Annotated in this window: 12 protein-coding genes; 8 read left to right on the top strand and 4 right to left on the bottom strand. The window is 73.0% G+C overall.

The window, feature by feature from the left end; translation table 11 throughout:
- Nucleotides 1-8 precede the first annotated feature (8 nt).
- A complete protein-coding gene (locus ACIQWX_RS34445; protein ID WP_400880266.1) occupies nt 9-2,996 on the bottom strand; it encodes an ATP-binding protein in 2,988 nt (995 codons plus the stop codon).
- A gap of 90 nt (nt 2,997-3,086) precedes the next feature.
- On the opposite strand from ACIQWX_RS34445, the gene sthA reads away from it, so the two are divergent.
- The 7 genes from sthA (at nt 3,087) to ACIQWX_RS34410 (ending at nt 13,115) form a co-directional block, all read left to right on the top strand.
- On the top strand, nt 3,087-4,499 hold the full coding sequence (sthA, locus tag ACIQWX_RS34440) for a Si-specific NAD(P)(+) transhydrogenase (RefSeq protein WP_400880263.1): 1,413 nt from the start codon (nt 3,087-3,089) through the stop codon (nt 4,497-4,499).
- Nucleotides 4,500-4,580: 81 nt separating this feature from the next.
- Nucleotides 4,581-6,479: an intein-containing Rv2578c family radical SAM protein gene (locus ACIQWX_RS34435; protein ID WP_400880260.1), complete on the top strand. Its 1,899-nt coding sequence runs from the start codon at nt 4,581-4,583 to the stop codon at nt 6,477-6,479.
- A 258-nt stretch (nt 6,480-6,737) separates the two neighbouring features.
- A complete protein-coding gene (gene merB / locus ACIQWX_RS34430) occupies nt 6,738-7,340 on the top strand; it encodes an organomercurial lyase (protein ID WP_400880257.1) in 603 nt (200 codons plus the stop codon).
- Between the two features lie 95 nt (nt 7,341-7,435).
- Nucleotides 7,436-9,211, top strand: coding sequence for an aspartate--tRNA ligase (gene aspS / locus ACIQWX_RS34425; RefSeq protein ID WP_400880255.1), 1,776 nt, complete (start codon nt 7,436-7,438; stop codon nt 9,209-9,211).
- Nucleotides 9,211-10,158, top strand: coding sequence for a DUF389 domain-containing protein (locus ACIQWX_RS34420; RefSeq protein WP_400880253.1), 948 nt, complete (start codon nt 9,211-9,213; stop codon nt 10,156-10,158). Before aspS ends, ACIQWX_RS34420 begins: the two co-directional genes overlap by 1 nt.
- A gap of 78 nt (nt 10,159-10,236) precedes the next feature.
- Complete coding sequence (locus ACIQWX_RS34415; RefSeq protein ID WP_400880250.1) at nt 10,237-11,421, top strand: phosphotransferase; 1,185 nt, start codon at nt 10,237-10,239, stop codon at nt 11,419-11,421.
- A gap of 824 nt (nt 11,422-12,245) precedes the next feature.
- A complete protein-coding gene (locus ACIQWX_RS34410; protein ID WP_400880247.1) occupies nt 12,246-13,115 on the top strand; it encodes an SGNH/GDSL hydrolase family protein in 870 nt (289 codons plus the stop codon).
- Here the strand turns inward: ACIQWX_RS34410 and ACIQWX_RS34405 are convergent.
- From ACIQWX_RS34405 to ACIQWX_RS34395, 3 genes are all read right to left on the bottom strand, one after another.
- Complete coding sequence (locus tag ACIQWX_RS34405) at nt 13,087-13,815, bottom strand: metallophosphoesterase family protein (protein WP_400880244.1); 729 nt, start codon at nt 13,813-13,815, stop codon at nt 13,087-13,089. The genes ACIQWX_RS34410 and ACIQWX_RS34405 overlap by 29 nt on opposite strands.
- Nucleotides 13,816-13,877: 62 nt before the next feature.
- A complete protein-coding gene (locus ACIQWX_RS34400; RefSeq protein WP_400880241.1) occupies nt 13,878-15,101 on the bottom strand; it encodes a cytochrome P450 in 1,224 nt (407 codons plus the stop codon).
- A gap of 34 nt (nt 15,102-15,135) precedes the next feature.
- Nucleotides 15,136-15,831, bottom strand: coding sequence for a TetR/AcrR family transcriptional regulator (locus tag ACIQWX_RS34395; protein WP_400880238.1), 696 nt, complete (start codon nt 15,829-15,831; stop codon nt 15,136-15,138).
- Nucleotides 15,832-15,971: 140 nt separating this feature from the next.
- Between ACIQWX_RS34395 and ACIQWX_RS34390 the strand changes: the two genes are divergently transcribed.
- Nucleotides 15,972-17,348 (top strand): replication-associated recombination protein A, encoded by a 1,377-nt coding sequence (locus ACIQWX_RS34390; protein WP_400880235.1) that lies wholly within the window; start codon nt 15,972-15,974, stop codon nt 17,346-17,348.
- The last annotated feature ends 50 nt before the right edge of the window (nt 17,349-17,398 follow it).

Genomic DNA, 17,398 nt, shown 5'->3' with positions numbered 1-17,398 from the left:
CGCGCCGGTCAGGACGGGAGCCGAACGCCCAGGTCCGCCTCCGCCCGCCGCCGCAGGGCGACGCTGCCCTGGACGCGGGCCAGCTCGGCGGCCGCCCGCAGCCGGGGCACCGGATCGGCGTCGTACGCCGCCCGCAGCCGCAGCACCTCCAGCAGCCACCAGCGGTCGTCGCGGGCTTCCCCGGCGGCCAGCGCGGCGTCCAGCGTCGCGCCGGCCGCGACCGGCTCCGCGAGCTCGGCGACGAGCGTCAGCCAGTACGGCATCCGCGCGAACGACCCTTCGGCCTTGAGGTTCGCGACGCCCTCCTGCGCCGCGGCCAGCCCGGCCTCGCCGCCGCGGGCCCAGCCGCCCAGCACCAGGGCCCACTCGCGGTAGTAGGCGAAGCCGTACCGGTCGCACAGCGCGTGCAGCTCCGAGACGGCCGCCCACAGCGCCGTCCTGTCGCGGCGCATCTGGTGCGTCACGCCCGCGTAGGCCAGCCCGATGGCCAGGCTGTACGGGTCGTCGACCTCGCGGGCGCGCGCGACGGCCTCGGCGGCGCTCGCCACCGCCGCGTCGTCGTCGCCGAGGAGCCAGTGCGCGTGGGCCGCCCAGGCCGGGCCGTGGACGTCCGGGCGGGTGCCGACCGGCAGCCTCGGCAGGTCGCGCGTGCGGTCCGCGGCGAGGGCGAAGTGCCGCACCGCCTCGGCCGGGCGGCCGAGGCTGACCGACGAGCCGGCGTAGGCGAAGTGCGCGGTGCCCGTCTCGGCGGCGGCCGCGTCCGGGCCGAGCAGCTCGAGCGCGCGTTCGGCGACCTCGTGGGCCTGGGCGGTCCGGCCCTGCACGAACCGGGACGAGAAGACGGCCAGCAGCGCGGTCACCGTCGCCGCGGGGTCCCCGGCCGCCTCCGCCAGCACGAGCGCGCGTTCGACGGTCCGCTGCAGGTGGGGCGAGGCGTAGCCGTGGCGGGCGTTGAGCGGGCCGGCGAGCTCGTCGAGGACGGCGTGCTCGGTGCGGTCGCGCATCCCGCTCGCGGGCTGGGCGCGCACCAGCGCCAGCGCCGCCTCGAGCAGGCGGATCGCTTCGGCGTGGGCGAAGGTGCGCGCGGCGACGGCCGCCGCCCGCCGGTAGGAGGCGACGGCGCGGTCGGGCCGGCCGCCGCGGGCGTACTGCTCGGCCAGCTGCGCGGCGACGGCGTCGATGTCCTCGGCGTGCAGCAGTTCCAAACCCTGGGCCAGCCGCCGGTGCAGCAGCCACCGTCGCGGCGGGCTGACCTGCTGGTAGGCGGCCTCGCGCAGCAGGTCGTGGGTGAAGTCGTAGCCGCCGCGGAACTCGCGCAGGATCCGGCGGCGCCACAGCTCGTCCACCGCGTCGACGACGGTGTCCGCGTCGAGGTCGCTCGCCTCGGTGAGCAGCTCGAGGGTGAAGTCCCGGCCGGCCGCCGCGGCGAGCCCGGCGACCTCGCGCGCCGCCGGCCCGGGCTGCGCGAGCCGGGCCCGCAGCACCGCGCCCAGGCTCTCGGTGGGCGGCGCATCGCCGGCCCGCAGCGCTTCCACGACGAAGAGCGGGTAGCCGCCGGTGGCCGCGTGCAGGACTTCGCGGTCCGACGCGGTCAGCGGTCGTCCGGCCACCGCTTCGCCGAGCAGCGCCGTGCCGCCGGCGTCGAACGGGCCCAGCGGCAGCTCGGTCAGCCTGCCGTCGTCGCGCAGCTGGGCCGTCCACGCCGCCACGCCGGGGGCCGGCGTGCCCTCGCGCAGCGTCGCCGCGACCAGCAGCGGCGCGTCCGGCAGCAGGCCGAGGCAGAAGGCGAGGAACGCGCCCGTTTCCTCGTCGCACCACTGGACGTTGTCGAGCACCAGCAGGACCGGCCGGCCGCCGGCGGTGAGCGCCCGCGCCAGCCCTTCGAAGAACCGCCCCCGCTGCCACGCTTCGAGGGCGGGCTGGCCGCCGTCCGGGCGCGCGGCGGGCAGCAGCCGGGCGACCTCGGCCCGCCACACCGGGTCCAGCGAGCCGGCGGCGCGCTGCAGCGCGGGGGTGCGCAGCCAGTCGGCCACCGGCGCCAGCGGGAGCCGGCCGGCCGAGCCGAAGCAGCGGCCGGTGGCCACGACGGCGCCTTCCGCGCGCGCCAGGGCGGCGAGCTCGGTGACGAGCCGCGTCTTTCCGACCCCGGCGTCGCCGCGCACGAGGACGATCCCGGATCGGCCCGCGGCGGCCGCGTGCCACCGCTCGCCCAGCCGGGCCAGCTCGGCGGTCCGGCCGACGAGCCCGGTGGCCGCCGCGCGCCGGACCTCGGGGCCGGGCCGGGCGAGCAGCCGGCGCAGCGCCGCGCGGGTCGGCTCGGCCGGGACGACGCCGAGCTCGCGTTCGAGGACCGACGCGCACCGGTGGTACGTGCTCACCGCGCCCGCGCGGTCGCCGGCGTCGGCCTGCAGCCCCATCAGCGTCCGGTAGCCGGTCTCTTCGAGAGGCCGCAGCCGGATCCGGCGGCGGGCCGCGGCGAGCGCGGCGGCCGGGTCGCCCGCGCGCGACCGGCAGATCAGGTCGCACAGCTCGACGCACTGGCGGTCCAGCTCGGCGCGGGCCGCCAGTACCCAGTCGTCGGCCAGGCCGGGCAGCAGCTCGCCGCGGTAGGCCGCGAGCGCGGCGTGGGCGTGCGCGACGGCTTCACCGGGGTCCTCGGCGGTCGTTGCGGCCCTGTAGGCGACGTCGAACTCGCGCACGTCCACCCGGCTCGACGGCGTGTCCCGCCAGCACAGGTCCCGTCCGGTGACGGCCAGCGAAGGGAGGTCGCCGAGGACGCGGCGCAGCTGGTGCAGCTCGCGGCGGAGGTTGGTCAGGGCCTGTGCGTCGGTGGAGTCCGGCCAGAACAGCCCGGCGAGCAGCCGGCGCGGCTGGGCCAGCCCGGCGTGCACGACGAGGTGGGCCACGAGCGCGACCGACCGCGGCGACCGCGTCAGCACGGTGCCGGTGGCGTCGTCGGCGATCACCTGCTCGCCCAGCAGCGAGACGCGCAGCACCCGGCCACGCTAGCCCGGAAACCGATCCGCGCGCGGATCTTCACCGGCGGGGGGTTGCGCCGGGCCGTCCGGGTGCGCAGGCTCGACACCGTGAGCGAGCACGAGTACGACCTCATCGTCATCGGTTCGGGCCCCGGCGGGCAGAAGGCCGCGATCGCCGCGGCGAAGCTCGGCAAGCGCGTGGCGGTCGTGGACCGGCACGACATGGTCGGCGGGGTGTGCGTCAACACCGGCACGATCCCGTCCAAGACCCTGCGCGAGGCCGTGCTCTACCTGACCGGCATGAACCAGCGCGAGCTGTACGGCGCGAGCTACCGCGTCAAGCAGGACATCACGATCGCCGACCTGCTGGCGCGCACGCAGCACGTCGTCGGGCGCGAGGTCCAGGTGGTGCGGGCGCAGCTGATGCGCAACCACGTCGACCTGATCTCCGGCACCGGCTCGTTCGGCGACCCGCACACGGTGGTCGTCGAGAGCAAGCACCCCGGCGACCGCCGGACGCTGAGCGCGGACTACGTGGTGATCGCCACCGGCACCCGCCCGGCGCGTCCGCCCCAGGTGGACTTCGACGCCGCGCGCGTGCTCGACTCCGACGAGATCCTGCGGCTCGAGCAGATCCCGTCGTCGCTGGTCGTCGTGGGCGCGGGGGTCATCGGGATCGAGTACGCGTCGATGTTCGCCGCGCTCGGCTCCCGCGTCACGGTGGTCGAGCAGCGCGACCAGATGCTCGACTTCTGCGACCCGGAGATCGTGGAGTCGCTGAAGTTCCAGCTGCGCGACCTCGGCGTGACGTTCCGCTTCGGCGAGAAGGTCGCGGACGTGGCGGTGTCCGACGACTCGACGATCACGACCCTGGTCAGCGGCAAGCGCATCCCGGCCGACGGCGTCATGTACTCCGCGGGCCGCCAGGGCATGACCGGCGAGCTGGCCCTCGACGCGGCCGGGCTGAAGGCGGACGAGCGCGGCCGGCTCGTGGTCGACGAGAACTACCGCACGGAGGTCCCGCACATCTACGCGGTCGGCGACGTGATCGGCTTCCCGGCGCTCGCGGCGACGTCGATGGACCAGGGCAGGCTCGCGGCGTACCACGCGTTCGGCGAACCGGCGAACGGCCTCGGCGCGCTGCAGCCGATCGGGATCTACACCATTCCGGAGATTTCGTACGTGGGCGCGACGGAGGCGCAGCTGACGTCGTCGTCGGTGCCGTACGAGGTCGGCATCGCCCGCTACCGCGAGCTGGCGCGCGGCCAGATCACCGGCGACAGCTACGGGATGCTGAAGCTGCTGGTGTCCACGAAGGACCGGAAACTGCTGGGCGTGCACGTGTTCGGCACGGGCGCGACGGACCTGGTCCACATCGGACAGGCGGTGATGGGCTGCGGCGGGACGGTCGACTACCTGGTGGACGCGGTGTTCAACTACCCGACGCTGTCGGAGGCGTACAAGGTGGCGGCCCTGGACGCGACCAACAAGATCCGCGCGCTGGACCGCTTTTCGTCCTGAGCGAAATCCCAGTCGTCCCACCGGCACCAGGAGTCCCGAAGCCGTTTGACACTCCTCTAGAACATATGTTCGACTGGCGCGGTGCGATGGGATCGGCAGCGAGCGGGGGAGGGTGAGCCGGCACTGCCCGGGCTGGAGGGCCTGGTGCGGTCCGTGCGGTCACCGGAGTTCGACGGCGTCACCTTTCACGAGGTGCACGCGCGCTCGGTGCTGAACAAGGTGCCGTCGGGCTCGGGTGTCCCCTTCGACTGGACCGTGAACCCGTACCGCGGTTGTTCGCACGCCTGCACGTACTGCCTCGAAGGCGGCACCAAGATCCTCATGGCGGACGGCCGCACGCGGGCGCTGTCCGAGCTGAAGGTCGGCGACGAGATCTACGGCACCCGCGGCCACGGCGCCTCCCGGCGGCTGGTGCCCACCCGGGTCGAAGCGCACTGGACGACCCTGCGCGCCGCCTACCGCGTGACGCTGGAGGACGGCACCCGGCTCGTCGCCGGCGGCGACCACCGGTTCCTCACGAGCAAGGGCTGGAAGCACGTCACCGGCAGCAAGTTCGGCGCGGCGCAGCGGCCGCACCTCGAACCCGGCACCGAGCTCGTCGGCGTCGGCCGGTTCGAGCCGACGCCGGACGAGACGCTCGGCTACCGGGCCGGCTACCTGTGCGGCATGCTGCGCTCCGGCGGGTTCGCCGCGGAGCCGGACGCGGCCACCCGCGCCCTCGGGTACCTGCCCGACTTCGGCGCGTCCGTCGGGTTCCTCCAGGTGCCGGCGGACCCGGACGCGCACTGGCAGCGCGGGTTCCTCGCCGGCGTCTTCGACCTCGCGGGCGACTACGGCCGCGGCGTCCTCGCGGTGGCGCACGACGAACCCGAGATCGTCGAGGCGTTCGCCGCCGCGCTCACCCGGTTCGGCTTCGCGCACCAGATCGACGAAGTGCCGAAGTTCCCCGCGCGGCAGGAAGTCCGGCTGCTGGGCGGAACCGCGGAGGTGCTGCGGTTCCTGCACGTGGGCAACCCGGCGGTGACGTGGAAGCGGTCGCTGGACGGCGCGGTGATCGGCGCGAGCCGCCGCACCGTCGAGGCGATCGAGCCGCTCGGGCTGCAGCTGCCGCTGTTCGACATCACGACCGGCACCGGCGACTTCATCGCCGACGGCATGGTGTCGCACAACTGCTTCGCCCGGAACACCCACACGTACCTGGACTTCGACGCGGGCCACGACTTCGACACGCAGGTGGTCGTGAAGGTCAACGCGCCGGAGGTCCTGGCGGCGCAGCTGAAGCGGCCGTCGTGGCGGCGCGAGCCGGTGGCGATGGGCACGAACACCGACCCGTACCAGCGGGCGGAGGGCCGCTACCGGCTGATGCCGGGGATCATCACGGCGCTGGCCCGGTCGGGGACGCCGCTGTCGGTGTTGACGAAGGGCACGGTCCTCGCGCGCGACCTGCCACTGCTGCAGGAGGTGGCCCGGGACGTGCCGGTGTCGCTGGCGGTCTCCTTGGCGCTGCTGGACGGCGAGCTGCAGCACCGCCTCGAGCCGGGCACGCCGAGCCCGCGGGCCCGGCTGGAGCTGATCCGCAAAGCGCGTGACGCGGGATTGCCGTGTTCGGTGCTGGTGGCGCCGGTGCTGCCGTGGCTGACGGACTCGGCCGAGGCGCTCGACGCGTTGTTCGCCCGGCTGGCGGAGGTGGGCGCGACGAGCGCGACGGTGATCCCGCTGCACCTGCGCCCCGGTGCCCGGGAGTGGTTCGGCCGCTGGCTGGCGGGAACGTATCCGGAGCTGGTGCCGAGGTACCGCGAGCTGTACGCGCGGGGGAGCTACGTGCAGAAGGCTTATCGGGAGAGGCTGGGGGAGCGGGTGGCACCGCTGCTCCGGCGGCACGGGCTCATGCGGAGCGCGGGGGAGAACCCGCGGGGTGCGGAGCCGGTGCCCGAGCCGCGGATCGAGGTGCCGGCCGCGGAGCAGTTGCGGCTGTTGTGAGCCGGGGCGATCGCCGTCCTTGCGGTCCTTTGTGGACAAGCGCCGCCCGTGGTGCGTGATCACCCGCCTCGCCGCCGTGTGGGTGAAGCCGTCACCCCGATCGCCTCCGCAGCCGGTCGAACTGCGCCGTTCGCCGTAGTCCTCACCCGATTGCGCGGCCAAGTCGGGGGCTTGCGGAAAAATGTCCGATCGTGTCGTTGTCGCTCCGGCTCGCCGACGCCTAACGTCGAAGGGATCGATGCGGAAGGGAGAGCGGTGATGACGACCTCGCAGACCGATCGGGTCGCGGCCGCCCGGCTCGCGTGGGCCGCCCTGAAGCTGACCCGGGCCGGGCGGCACCCCGTCGGCGTCGAGCGGCTGGCGGCCACCGTCGGCGTCTCCTCGGCCGAAGCGCGCCGGCTCGTCGAACTGATCGGCTTCACCCTGCACCGCGACCTCGTCAGCACCGGTCCCGCGCCGCGCGGCGCCCACCACCGCCTCCAGCCCGCCGAAGGCACGCTCGGCGCCGGCCCGGACGGCACCGTTGACATGTTCCTGCTGGCCATCGCCACCGGCGAGCCCGTGCACGCGGCCGCCGTCTGCCCGGTCACCGGCACGCACATCCGCATCGACCTCACCGACCGCGCGGTGCTGCAGGCCGACCCGCCCTCGGCCGTCGTCGCCGCCGTCGACCTGGGCTTCGGCCTCGAGCACGCCGACGCCGTGGCCTGCGCCGGCCAGCCGTTCTTCTCCTCGGCGTCGGCGGCCGCGAACTGGCTGGTCGCCCACCCGGGCGGCCGCATCTACCGGGTCGCCGCTTACCTCGCCCAAGCCCACCGGCTGGTGGCCGCGCTCGAGATCCGGCCGAAGTTCGTCCTCTGACCACTTCGCAAACCAAGCCTGCCGACGTCCTAAGCTGGGCTGTTCGTTAGCCTTTCCGGGCAGCGATAACCCCAGGTCGAAGGAGAGCAGTCGCAGTGCTCCGCACTCACAACGCCGGCACCCTGCGTGCCGGACAGGCCGGACAGACCGTCACCCTCACCGGATGGGTGGCCCGGCGGCGCGATCACGGCGGCGTCATCTTCATCGACCTGCGCGATGCCAGCGGCGTCGCCCAGGTCGTCTTCCGCGAAGGCGAGATGGCCGAGCGCGCGCACGCCCTGCGCTCCGAGTTCTGCGTGAAGATCGTCGGCGAGGTCGCGAAGCGCCCCGAGGGCAACGCGAACGCCGAGATCCCCACCGGCGAGATCGAGGTCCTCGCGACCGAGCTCGAGGTGCTTTCCGAGGCCGCGCCGCTGCCGTTCCCGATCGACGACCGCGTCGACGTCGGCGAAGAGGTCCGCCTCAAGCACCGCTACCTCGACCTGCGCCGCAGCGGCCCGGCCGCGGCCATGCGGCTGCGCAGCGAGGTCAGCCGCGCCGCGCGCGAGGTGCTGCACGCCCAGGACTTCGTCGAGATCGAGACCCCGACGATGACCCGCTCGACGCCCGAAGGCGCGCGCGACTTCCTGGTGCCCGCGCGGCTCAAGCCCGGCTCCTGGTACGCGCTGCCGCAGTCGCCGCAGCTGTTCAAGCAGCTGCTCATGGTCGGCGGCATGGAGCGGTACTACCAGATCGCCCGCTGCTACCGCGACGAAGACTTCCGCGCCGACCGCCAGCCGGAGTTCACCCAGCTCGACATCGAGATGAGCTTCGTCGAGCAGGACGACGTCATCGACATCGGCGAGCAGATCGTCTCCGCGCTGTGGAAGCTGATCGGGCACGAGATCCCGCGGCCGATCCCGCGCATCACCTACCACGAGGCGATGGCCAAGTACGGCTCGGACAAGCCGGACCTGCGCTTCGACCTCGAGATCACCGACATGACGGAGTTCTTCGCCGACACGCCGTTCCGCGTGTTCCAGGCGCCCTACGTCGGCGCGGTCGTCATGGCGGGCGGCGCCGACCAGCCGCGCCGCCAGCTCGACGCGTGGCAGGAGTGGGCGAAGCAGCGCGGCGCGCGCGGCCTCGCGTACATCCTCGTGAACGAAGACGGCACGCTCGGCGGGCCGGTCGCGAAGAACCTCTCCGAGACCGAGCGCGAGAACGTCGCCGCCGCGGCGGGCGCCAAGGTCGGCGACTGCATCTTCTTCGCCGCCGGCAAGGCCGCGTCGACGCAGCCGCTGCTCGGCGCCGCGCGCGACGAGATCGGCAAGCGCCTCGGCCTGATCGACGAGGACGCCTGGTCGTTCGTGTGGGTCGTCGACGCGCCGCTGTTCGCGCCGGTCGAGGACATCGGCGACGACGTCGCCGTCGGCTCCGGCAAGTGGACCGCGGTGCACCACGCGTTCACCTCGCCGACCCCGGAGTGGATCGACAAGTTCGAGCAGGACCCGGGCAACGCGCTCGCCTACGCCTACGACATCGTCTGCAACGGCAACGAGATCGGCGGCGGCTCGATCCGTATCCACCGCGGCGACGTCCAGAAGCGCGTCTTCACCTTGATGGGCCTCGGCGAGGAGGAGGCGCAGGAGAAGTTCGGCTTCCTGCTCGACGCCTTCGCCTTCGGCCCGCCGCCGCACGGCGGCATCGCGTTCGGCTGGGACCGGATCGTCATGCTGCTGGCCAAGGCCGACTCGCTGCGTGACGTGATCGCGTTCCCGAAGACCGGCGGCGGCTACGACCCGCTGACCGCGGCGCCGGCGCCGATCACGGCGCAGCAGCGCAAGGAAGCCGGCATCGACGCGAAGCCGGCCACCCCGCCGCAGAGCTAGTGCTGCACCTCAGGGCCGTGTGCCCGCCGGACGTCACCGCGCGAGCGCTGGACGTCCTGCGGGCGCACGCCGGGACGGCGCACCTGGTCGTGCACCGCGGCGCCGCCGTGGAGCCGGCGGGTGACCTGGTCGAGGCCGACATCGCGCGCGAGGCGGCCGACGAGATCGTCGACGCGCTGTGCGGGCTCGGGCTCGACCACACCGGCGGCATCACGCTCGAAGCCCTCGACACCGCGCTGTCCGACGCCGCCGACCGGGCGGAGGAGGCGGCGCCGGGCGAGGGCGCGGACGCCGTCGTGTGGGAGGAGCTGGTCGCCCGCACGGGCGAGGAATCCCGGGCGAACGTGACGTTCCTGGCGTTCCTCACCATCGCCTGCCTGCTCGCCGCGGTCGGCGTGCTGACGAACTCCGCGGTGACGATCGTAGGCGCGATGGTCGTCGGGCCGGAGTTCGGGCCACTGGCCGCGCTCGCGGTCGGGCTCGTCCTGCGGCGCGGTGACCTGCTCCGCCGGGCGGGTGTGGCGTTGGGCGTGGGTTTCCCGCTGGCGATGGTCGTGACGCTGGGTGGCGCGCTGCTCGTGCGCGCGACCGACGTGTTCGGCGAACAGGCTTTCCGGCTGGACCAGAACCACGAAGTCGACTTCGTCTTCTCCGTCGGCGTGCCGTCCCTGGTCGTCGCGATGCTCGCCGGCGCCGCCGGGATGCTCGCCATGACGTCGGCGAAATCGGCCGCGCTGGTGGGCGTCTTCATCTCCGTGACCACGGTGCCGGCCGCGGGTTACGCGGTCGTCGCGGCCGTGGCGGGGGAGTGGAGCCGGTGCCTCCAGTCGGTCGGCCAGCTGCTCGTCAACCTCCTCGGAATCGTTGCAGCAGCGGCCATTGTGTTGACTCTGCGCCGGAATGGGCAACGTTCACGGGTGGGAACGCGTCCGCTATCACGGGGATGACCCGTTCCGGACGGGGGGCTCCTTCTTGTCCGGATGTCAGTAGTCATGGTTGCTCAGTCACGAGTAGGGTCGGTGACAATGACAGTCGACACCTCCTCCACCGGCGACGCTGGGGTCGGGGCAGGAGCCGAGCACCTCGCCGTGGCCGCGGCGGTCGCGGCGGGCGAGTCCGTTCTTTCGCGCCGGTTCGGCAGTGCGATCACCCTGGTGGCGCCCGAGGACCTCGCGGGGAGCGGGCCGGCGAAGGTGGTCCGGGCGAGAGTGGTGTCGTCGTCCTTCGCGCTGCCGCGCACGCTGGTCATCAAGCACTACCCGGACCAGCCGTCCTCGGGTGCCGACCCGTTCGCCCAGGAGGCGGTCAGCTACCAGCTGTTCACGGCGCTGGCGCCGGACGAGCGGATGTGCCCGGAGCTGCTGGCCCACGACGGCCGCGACCGCGTGCTGGTGCTGGAGGACCTCGGCCGCACGCCGACGCTGGAGGACAAGCTCTACGCGCGCGACTCCCGCGCGGCCGAGCGCGCGCTGCTGTCGTGGGCGCGGTCGCTCGGCAGGTTGCACGCGAGCACGGCGGGGCGCGAAGCGGACTTCAACGCGTTGCTGCGACGCCTCGGCGGCCCGGCGAAGGACGACGGTCGCGGTGACGACGAGCTGTGCGCGAGGGTGCCGGTGGTGATCCAGGAGCGCCTCGGCATCCCGGCGCCGGACGAGGTGCTGACGCAGGTGGCGGAGGCGCTGGAGCAGTCCCGGTCGGCGGGGTTCCGCGCGTTCAGCCCGGTGGAGCTGAGCCCGGACAACAACCTGGTGACGGGCGAGAGCGTCCGGTTCCTGGACTTCGAGTACGGCTGCGTCCGCTCGGCACTGGTCGACGCGGCGCACTTGAGGCTGCCGTTCGCGAGCTGGCCGGACGCGCTGGCGCTGCCAGCGGGCATGAGCGAAGCGATGATCGCGGCGTGGCGAGCGGAGGTGGTCGGGGTGTGGCCGGCCTTCGGCGACGACGACGTGCTGGCCACGCACCTGACGACCAGTGAGCTGCTGCGGGTGTGGGTGATCACGGGGGAGGAGCTGGGGTCGCTGGATCTGTCCCGGCATGCCGCTCCGGTGAGCCGCGAGGCGGCGCTGGTGACCTGGTGGCGCGATCTGGCCAAGCACGCGGGGTATGTGCGGATGACGGCGGTGTCGGAGTTCGCGTCCCGGGTGGCGGCGGCCTTGGCGGCACGGTTGGGGCCGCACGCGGATTTGGCGTTCTACCCGGCTTTCCGCTGAGGTCGGCTTGGGTGGGGTCGGCCGGGTGGCTGGTGGCTTCTTGCTGAGGTCGGTCTTGGTGGGGCCGGTCGGGTGGCTGGTGGCTCTTTGCTGAGGTCGGTCGTGGTGGGGCTGGCCGGGTGGCTGGTGGCTCTTTGCTGAGGTCGGTCGTGGTGGGGCCGGTCGGGTGGCTGGTGGCTTTTCGCTGAGGGGTGCGGTTGTCCACAGGCGGGCCGTGATGTGGACAGGCGGCGCCGGCGGGCGCTTTTTCGCGCGGGTTTGTCGGCCCTCGCCGATACGCTGGAAGCGGGGGCAGCCCCCAGGGAGGGCGGGCTTTCGGCCGGGCGGCGCGGCTGTCCACAGGGCGGCCGTGATGTGGACAGCCGGCGCAGGTGGGGGCTTTTCCGGCGCGGGTTCGTCGGCCCTCGCCGATAGGCTGGAAGCGGGGGCAGCCCCCAGGGAGGGCGGGCCTTCGGCTGGGCTGGGCTGGGCTGCGCCAGGCAGTGCCGGACCGGGCAGGGCCGGGCCGCCGGGCCGGGCAAGGCCAGGCAGTGCCGCCCCGGGCCGGGCAAGGCCAGGCAGTGCCGGGCTTGTCTACCATCGCCGTCCCGAAGCCCAAGTGTCTTGAATGAGTCATTCAGGACCTCCGAAGACCTGAATGACTCATTCAAGACCTTCGGCGGGACCGCCGGCCATGCCCACGCGGAGCCCCGGCCCGGGAAGTCGGGCCTGCACACCGCCGCCGGACAGGACATTTCCGGCTCGCGTGAGGTGAGCGTCAAGAATTAGGCGCTCCGTCCCAGGCGCGTTACCTCGTCCTCACCGGGTGTGAGTCTCCGTGGCCGATGGTCGTGTACGTGACCGTGATCAGTGTCGAAGTCACTCCCGAACCTCCCCGGCCCGCCCGGCCCCCACTCGCGGCCGTACCGAACGTCGCGCCCTCGACCGCGCTCAAGCGCGCCGAGCGGCTTGTCGTGCTCGGGGACTCCACCGCCGTCGGGCTCGGGGATCCGCTGCCCAAGCGGGGTGGCTGGCGGGGTGTCGGCCCGCTCGTCGCCGCCGCGCTCGGGGTCGATCCCGCCGGCTACCTCAACCCCGCCTTCACCGGTGCCCGGATGCGGTGCGTGCTCACCGAGCAGGTGCCCGCCGCCGTCGCGCACCGGCCTGATGTCGCTCTTCTCGTCGCCGGCATGAACGACACCCTGCGGCCGGACTTCGACGCCGCCCGGATCGCCGCCGACCTCACCGACGTCATCCGGCGCCTCCGCGACGTGGGCACCACCGTCGTCCCCGTCCGGTTCCACGACCACAGCAAGGTGTTCCGCCTGCCGCCGTCGCTCAAGCGCGCCCTCAGCGCCCGCGTCGCCGAGCTGAACGCCGCCATCGACGAGGTCGTCGCCCGCGAAGGCGTTCCCTGCCTCGACCTCGACCGCCTCCCCGGCGCCTACGACCTCACGGTGTGGAGCGTCGACCGGCTGCACCCCTCCGAACTCGGCCACCGCCTGCTCGCGGACGGCTTCACCGCCCTGCTCTCCGAAGCCGGCTTCGCCGTCCCCGAGCCGGTGAGCCTCACCTGCAGCGGCGGTGTCGAGCCCAGCGCCGCCGGGCACGCGGGCTGGCTGGTGCTCAAGGGGATCCCGTGGCTCTGGCGCCGCGGCCGCGAGTTCCTGCCCTACGCCGCCGTCATCATGTGGAACTCGTTCCGCGCCCGCTGAACACCCGCACCGCCTCCGCGTCCGAAGCCGGGTTCCGGACGAAGTAGTCCACCCACTCCTCGATGCCGGGATAGCCCGACCCCGCGGCCAGGAAAGCACAAGCCGCCTCGACGTCGTACGACGTCCGCCGCAGCTCGACGCCGTCGCCGAGCAACGCCCAGTGCGCACCCCGCGTGCCGTACGGCATCCCGACGCTGCCGGGGTTGACGACCAGCCGGCGGTCGGCGAGCCGGACGAACGGCATGTGCGTGTGCCCGCAGACGACCGTCAACTCGGCGAAGCCGTCGAGGACTTCCGCCCACCGCTCCAGCGGGCTGTCGACGAGCACGATTTCGGTGTCGTCGCGCGGGGTCGCGTGGCAGAACAGCACGCCGTCGAGCGACACCGTCAGCGGCAGCGCCTCCAGCACCGGCAAGTCCGCCGGACGCAGCTGCCGCGCCGCCCACGGGAAGATCGGGTCCGGCACGAAGGTCCCGGCCCCGCGCGCCGACGCCACCAGCTCGCGGTCGGCGTTGCCCCGCACCCAGACCGCCCGCGAGCCCAGCGAAAGCAGCCGGTCCATGGTCTGCACCGGCATCGGGCCCGCGAGCAGGTCGCCGAGCAGCACGATCTTCTCCGCCGCCACGACGTCCGGCTCGGCCAGCACGGCGTCCAACGCGGGGAGCACGCCGTGGATGTCCGCCAGCACCGCGACCGTCATCGCCCCACGATCGGGCACGGTAAGCGCCCCGGGCGAGGGATTTCGCCCAGGGCGCAACCGGTTCACGCCGTGGTGAGCTTCAGCTCCCGCACCCCGGTCATGTTCGGGTTGATCTGGAACTTCGGCGGCTCACCCGGGATCGTGCGCAGCGCGGGGTAGCGGTCGAACAGGATGTCCAGCGCCACCCGGCCTTCGAGCCGCGCCAGCGGCGCCCCGATGCAGAAGTGGATCCCGCGGCCGAACGCCAGGTGCGGGTTGGGGTCCCGCAGCGGGTTGAACGTGTCCGGGTCGGTGAACACGCGGTCGTCGCGGTTGGCCGCCGCCACCCAGACCAGCAGCATCTGGTCCGCGGGCACGGTCGTCCCGCCCAGCTCGACCTCGCGGGTCGTCGCGCGGGCCACCACCGCGAACGGCGACAGGTACCGCAGCGACTCCTCGATCGTCGGTGGCACGAGCGACCGGTCGGCGCGCACGCGCTCGTCCCACTCCGGGTGGGTGTCCAGGCACAGCACCGCGTTGCCGAGCAGCATCGTGGTGGTGATGTGCCCGGCCAGCAGCAGGACGTTCGCGAAGTTGACGACTTCGTTGCGCGTCAGCCGTTCCCCGTCGACCTCGGCTTCGACGAGCTTCGTCAGCAGGTCCTCCCGCGGCTGCTTCCGCCGTTCGTCGACGTGCGCGCCGAGGTAGTCCGCAAGCGCTTTCTGGCCTTCCAGGGACTTCTTGACCGCTTCCTGGCGCCCCTCGGTCTGCTCCTTCAGCGAGAACTGCTCCGAGGAGTCGAACAGCTTGTCCACCCAGCCCTTGAACAGGGTCCGGTCGCTCGCGGGGACCCCCAGCAACTCCGCGATGACGATCACCGGCAACGGGTAGGCGAGGTCCTCGACCAGCTCGAGCCGGCCCGAGGACCCCGCCGCGTCGAGCAGTTCGTGCGTCACCGCGGCGATGCGCGGCTCCAGGTCGGCGACGACCTTCGGCGTGAACGCCCGGCTGACCAGCTTGCGCATCTTGTTGTGCAGCGGCGGGTCCAGCTGCAGCAGGTTGCCCGCCCGCATCTCCTCGAAGTCGACGTCGACGTCCTGCTCGGCCATCATCTCCGCCGGCACCAGCCGGGTGGTGTCCGAGGAGTACGTCGCCGGGTCGCGGAGCACCTCTTCGGCCTCCGGGTGCCCGTAGACGTTCCAGAACCCGAGGTCTTCGGCGTGGTGCACCCGCTCCTCGGGCTGCTTCCCCCGCAGCCAGAACTGGGCTTCGTGGAGTCCCCAGAGGTCCGCTTGTGTGGTGGTCATGTCCGCCCCTTCTTTCCCCTGTGTGGCCCCGGGATCAGCCGGGTGCCCTGGTGGGATCGTGTGCGTAGATCCCTTGCCGGTAGCCCGAGACGAGCTCCTCGAGCGCCGAACCCAATTCCGCCGCCACGTCCGCGACCGCCGCGGGATCGGGCTCCCCGGCCGGTTCGAACGCGGTGCGGATCACGTGCGCGAGAGCCGCCGCCTTCTCCTCGAGCGCGATGCCGTCGAACTCGTCGGACAGCGTCCCGCCCAGGTAGAACCCGACCGTCGCGGCGTTGAGCGCGAAGGACAGGTTCGGGACGTCCGGCCGGACCAGCCCGTGCCGCAGCATGGTTTCCTCGAAGTGCCTGCGCAGCTCGTCCTGCTGCTTCTTCAGGGCGAGGTCGCCGAGCGAGCCGAACATCTCGGCGTTGCCGCGCAGCATCGCCATCACCAGCGGGCGGCGATGGGTGGTGAGGAACGACGACGAGATCATCCGGTGCGGGAGGATCATCGCCGGGTCGCCCTTGATCCGGCCCAGGATCTCGTCGGTCAGGTCGGCCGACTCGCGCATCATCAGCGCCTGGAACAGCAGTTCCTTGTTGCGCCAGTGCAGGTAGACGGTGCCCTTGCCGATCCCGACCGCGCGCGCGATGTCGTCGACCGCCACCTTGCGGTAGCCCATGCGCAGCAGCAGCTCGCCCGCCGCGTCCAGGATGCGGTCCGCGCGCTCGCGGTTGGGATGGCTCATGCGTTCCACCTGCGGTTCCGTTGAACGTTTGACCTGTTGACCAGAATCGCACTTTCGGTCAACCGGTCATCACGACGGTAGCGCCGATCGCGGGGCCGGGGCAAGTGGTTCTGTCGGTGGCGTCGGTTAACGTCATCGATGTGGCACAGGACGAACTCTTCACCGTGAACGCCGACGTGGCCCCGCCACCGGAGCGCACGACGTCGAACGCGGGCGAACCGCAAGCCGACCCGGCCAGCTCGCCGCTGGCCGTGCGGATGCGGCCGCGCTCGCTCGACGAGGTCGTCGGCCAGCAGCACCTGCTGCGCGAAGGCGCCCCGCTGCGGCGGCTGGTCGAGGGCGCCGCGCCGGCGTCGGTGCTGCTCTACGGCCCGCCCGGCACGGGCAAGACGACGCTGGCCAACCTCGTCTCGATCGCCACCGGCCGCCGGTTCGTCGCGATGTCCGCGCTTTCGGCCGGCGTCAAGGAGGTGCGCGGCGTCATCGAGGAGGCGCGGCGGCGGCGCCAGTACAACACCGAAAACACCGTCCTGTTCATCGACGAGGTGCACCGCTTCTCCAAGACGCAGCAGGACGCGCTGCTCGGCGCGGTCGAGGACCGCACGGTGCTGCTCGTCGCCGCGACCACCGAGAACCCGTCGTTCTCCGTCGTCTCGCCGCTGCTGTCGCGGTCGCTGGTGCTGCAGCTGCGTCCGCTGACCGACGAAGACATCACCGAGCTGATCGAGCGCGCGCTGGCCGACGAACGCGGTCTCGGCGGCGAGCTGACGCTGACCGAGGACGCGCGTGCCCACCTCGTCCGGCTCGCGGGCGGGGACGCGCGCCGCGCGCTCACGGCGCTGGAGGCGGCGGCGGACGCCGCGTCGGCCACCGAGGCGAAGACGATCGACCTGCCCATCGTCGAGTCCACTGTGGACAAGGCGGCGGTCCGCTACGACCGCGACGGCGACCAGCACTACGACGTCATCAGCGCGTTCATCAAGTCGATCCGCGGGTCCGATGTGGACGCCGCGCTGCACTACCTGGCCCGGATGATCGAGGCGGGGGAGGACCCGCGGTTCCTCGCGCGGCGGCTGGTCGTGCACGCCAGCGAGGACGTCGGGCTGGCCGACCCGACCGCGCTGCAGGCGGCCGTCGCGGCCGCGCACGCCGTGCAGTTCATCGGCATGCCGGAGGGCAGGCTGGCGCTGGCCCAGGCGACCATCCACCTGGCCACCGCGCCGAAGTCCAACGCGGTCGTCACGAGCATCGACGCGGCACTGGCCGACGTCCGGGCCGGGCTGGCCGGCACCGTGCCGCCACACCTGCGGGACGGCCACTACGCGGGCGCCAAGAAGCTGGGCAACGCCCAGGGCTACCGGTACCCGCACAACGTCCCGGAAGGCGTGCTGGCCCAGCAGTACCCGCCGGACGACCTGGTCGGCCGGGACTACTACGAGCCCACCCAGCGCGGCGCCGAGCGCACCCTCGCCGACCGCGTCCCCAAGCTGCGCCGGACGATCCGCGGCGAACGGTGAGCCGGGCGGACGATTCTTCGGGCCCTGATCAACTTCGCGGCCCGCGACCG

The organism is Amycolatopsis sp. NPDC098790 (assembly GCF_044759945.1).
Taxonomy (GTDB): Bacteria; Actinomycetota; Actinomycetes; order Mycobacteriales; family Pseudonocardiaceae; genus Amycolatopsis.
Note: the sequence above shows the minus strand (reverse complement) of the source record. Positions and strands in the feature narration are given on the sequence as shown.

Coding starts and splice junctions, on each gene's coding strand:
- ACIQWX_RS34405 (WP_400880244.1), bottom strand. CDS start 13,815: ATGACGGTCGCGGTGCTGGCGGACATCCACGGCGTGCTCCCCGCGTTG.
- ACIQWX_RS34415 (WP_400880250.1), top strand. CDS start 10,237: ATGACAGTCGACACCTCCTCCACCGGCGACGCTGGGGTCGGGGCAGGA.
- ACIQWX_RS34395 (WP_400880238.1), bottom strand. CDS start 15,831: ATGAGCCATCCCAACCGCGAGCGCGCGGACCGCATCCTGGACGCGGCG.
- ACIQWX_RS34400 (WP_400880241.1), bottom strand. CDS start 15,101: ATGACCACCACACAAGCGGACCTCTGGGGACTCCACGAAGCCCAGTTC.
- ACIQWX_RS34410 (WP_400880247.1), top strand. CDS start 12,246: ATGGTCGTGTACGTGACCGTGATCAGTGTCGAAGTCACTCCCGAACCT.
- merB (WP_400880257.1), top strand. CDS start 6,738: ATGACGACCTCGCAGACCGATCGGGTCGCGGCCGCCCGGCTCGCGTGG.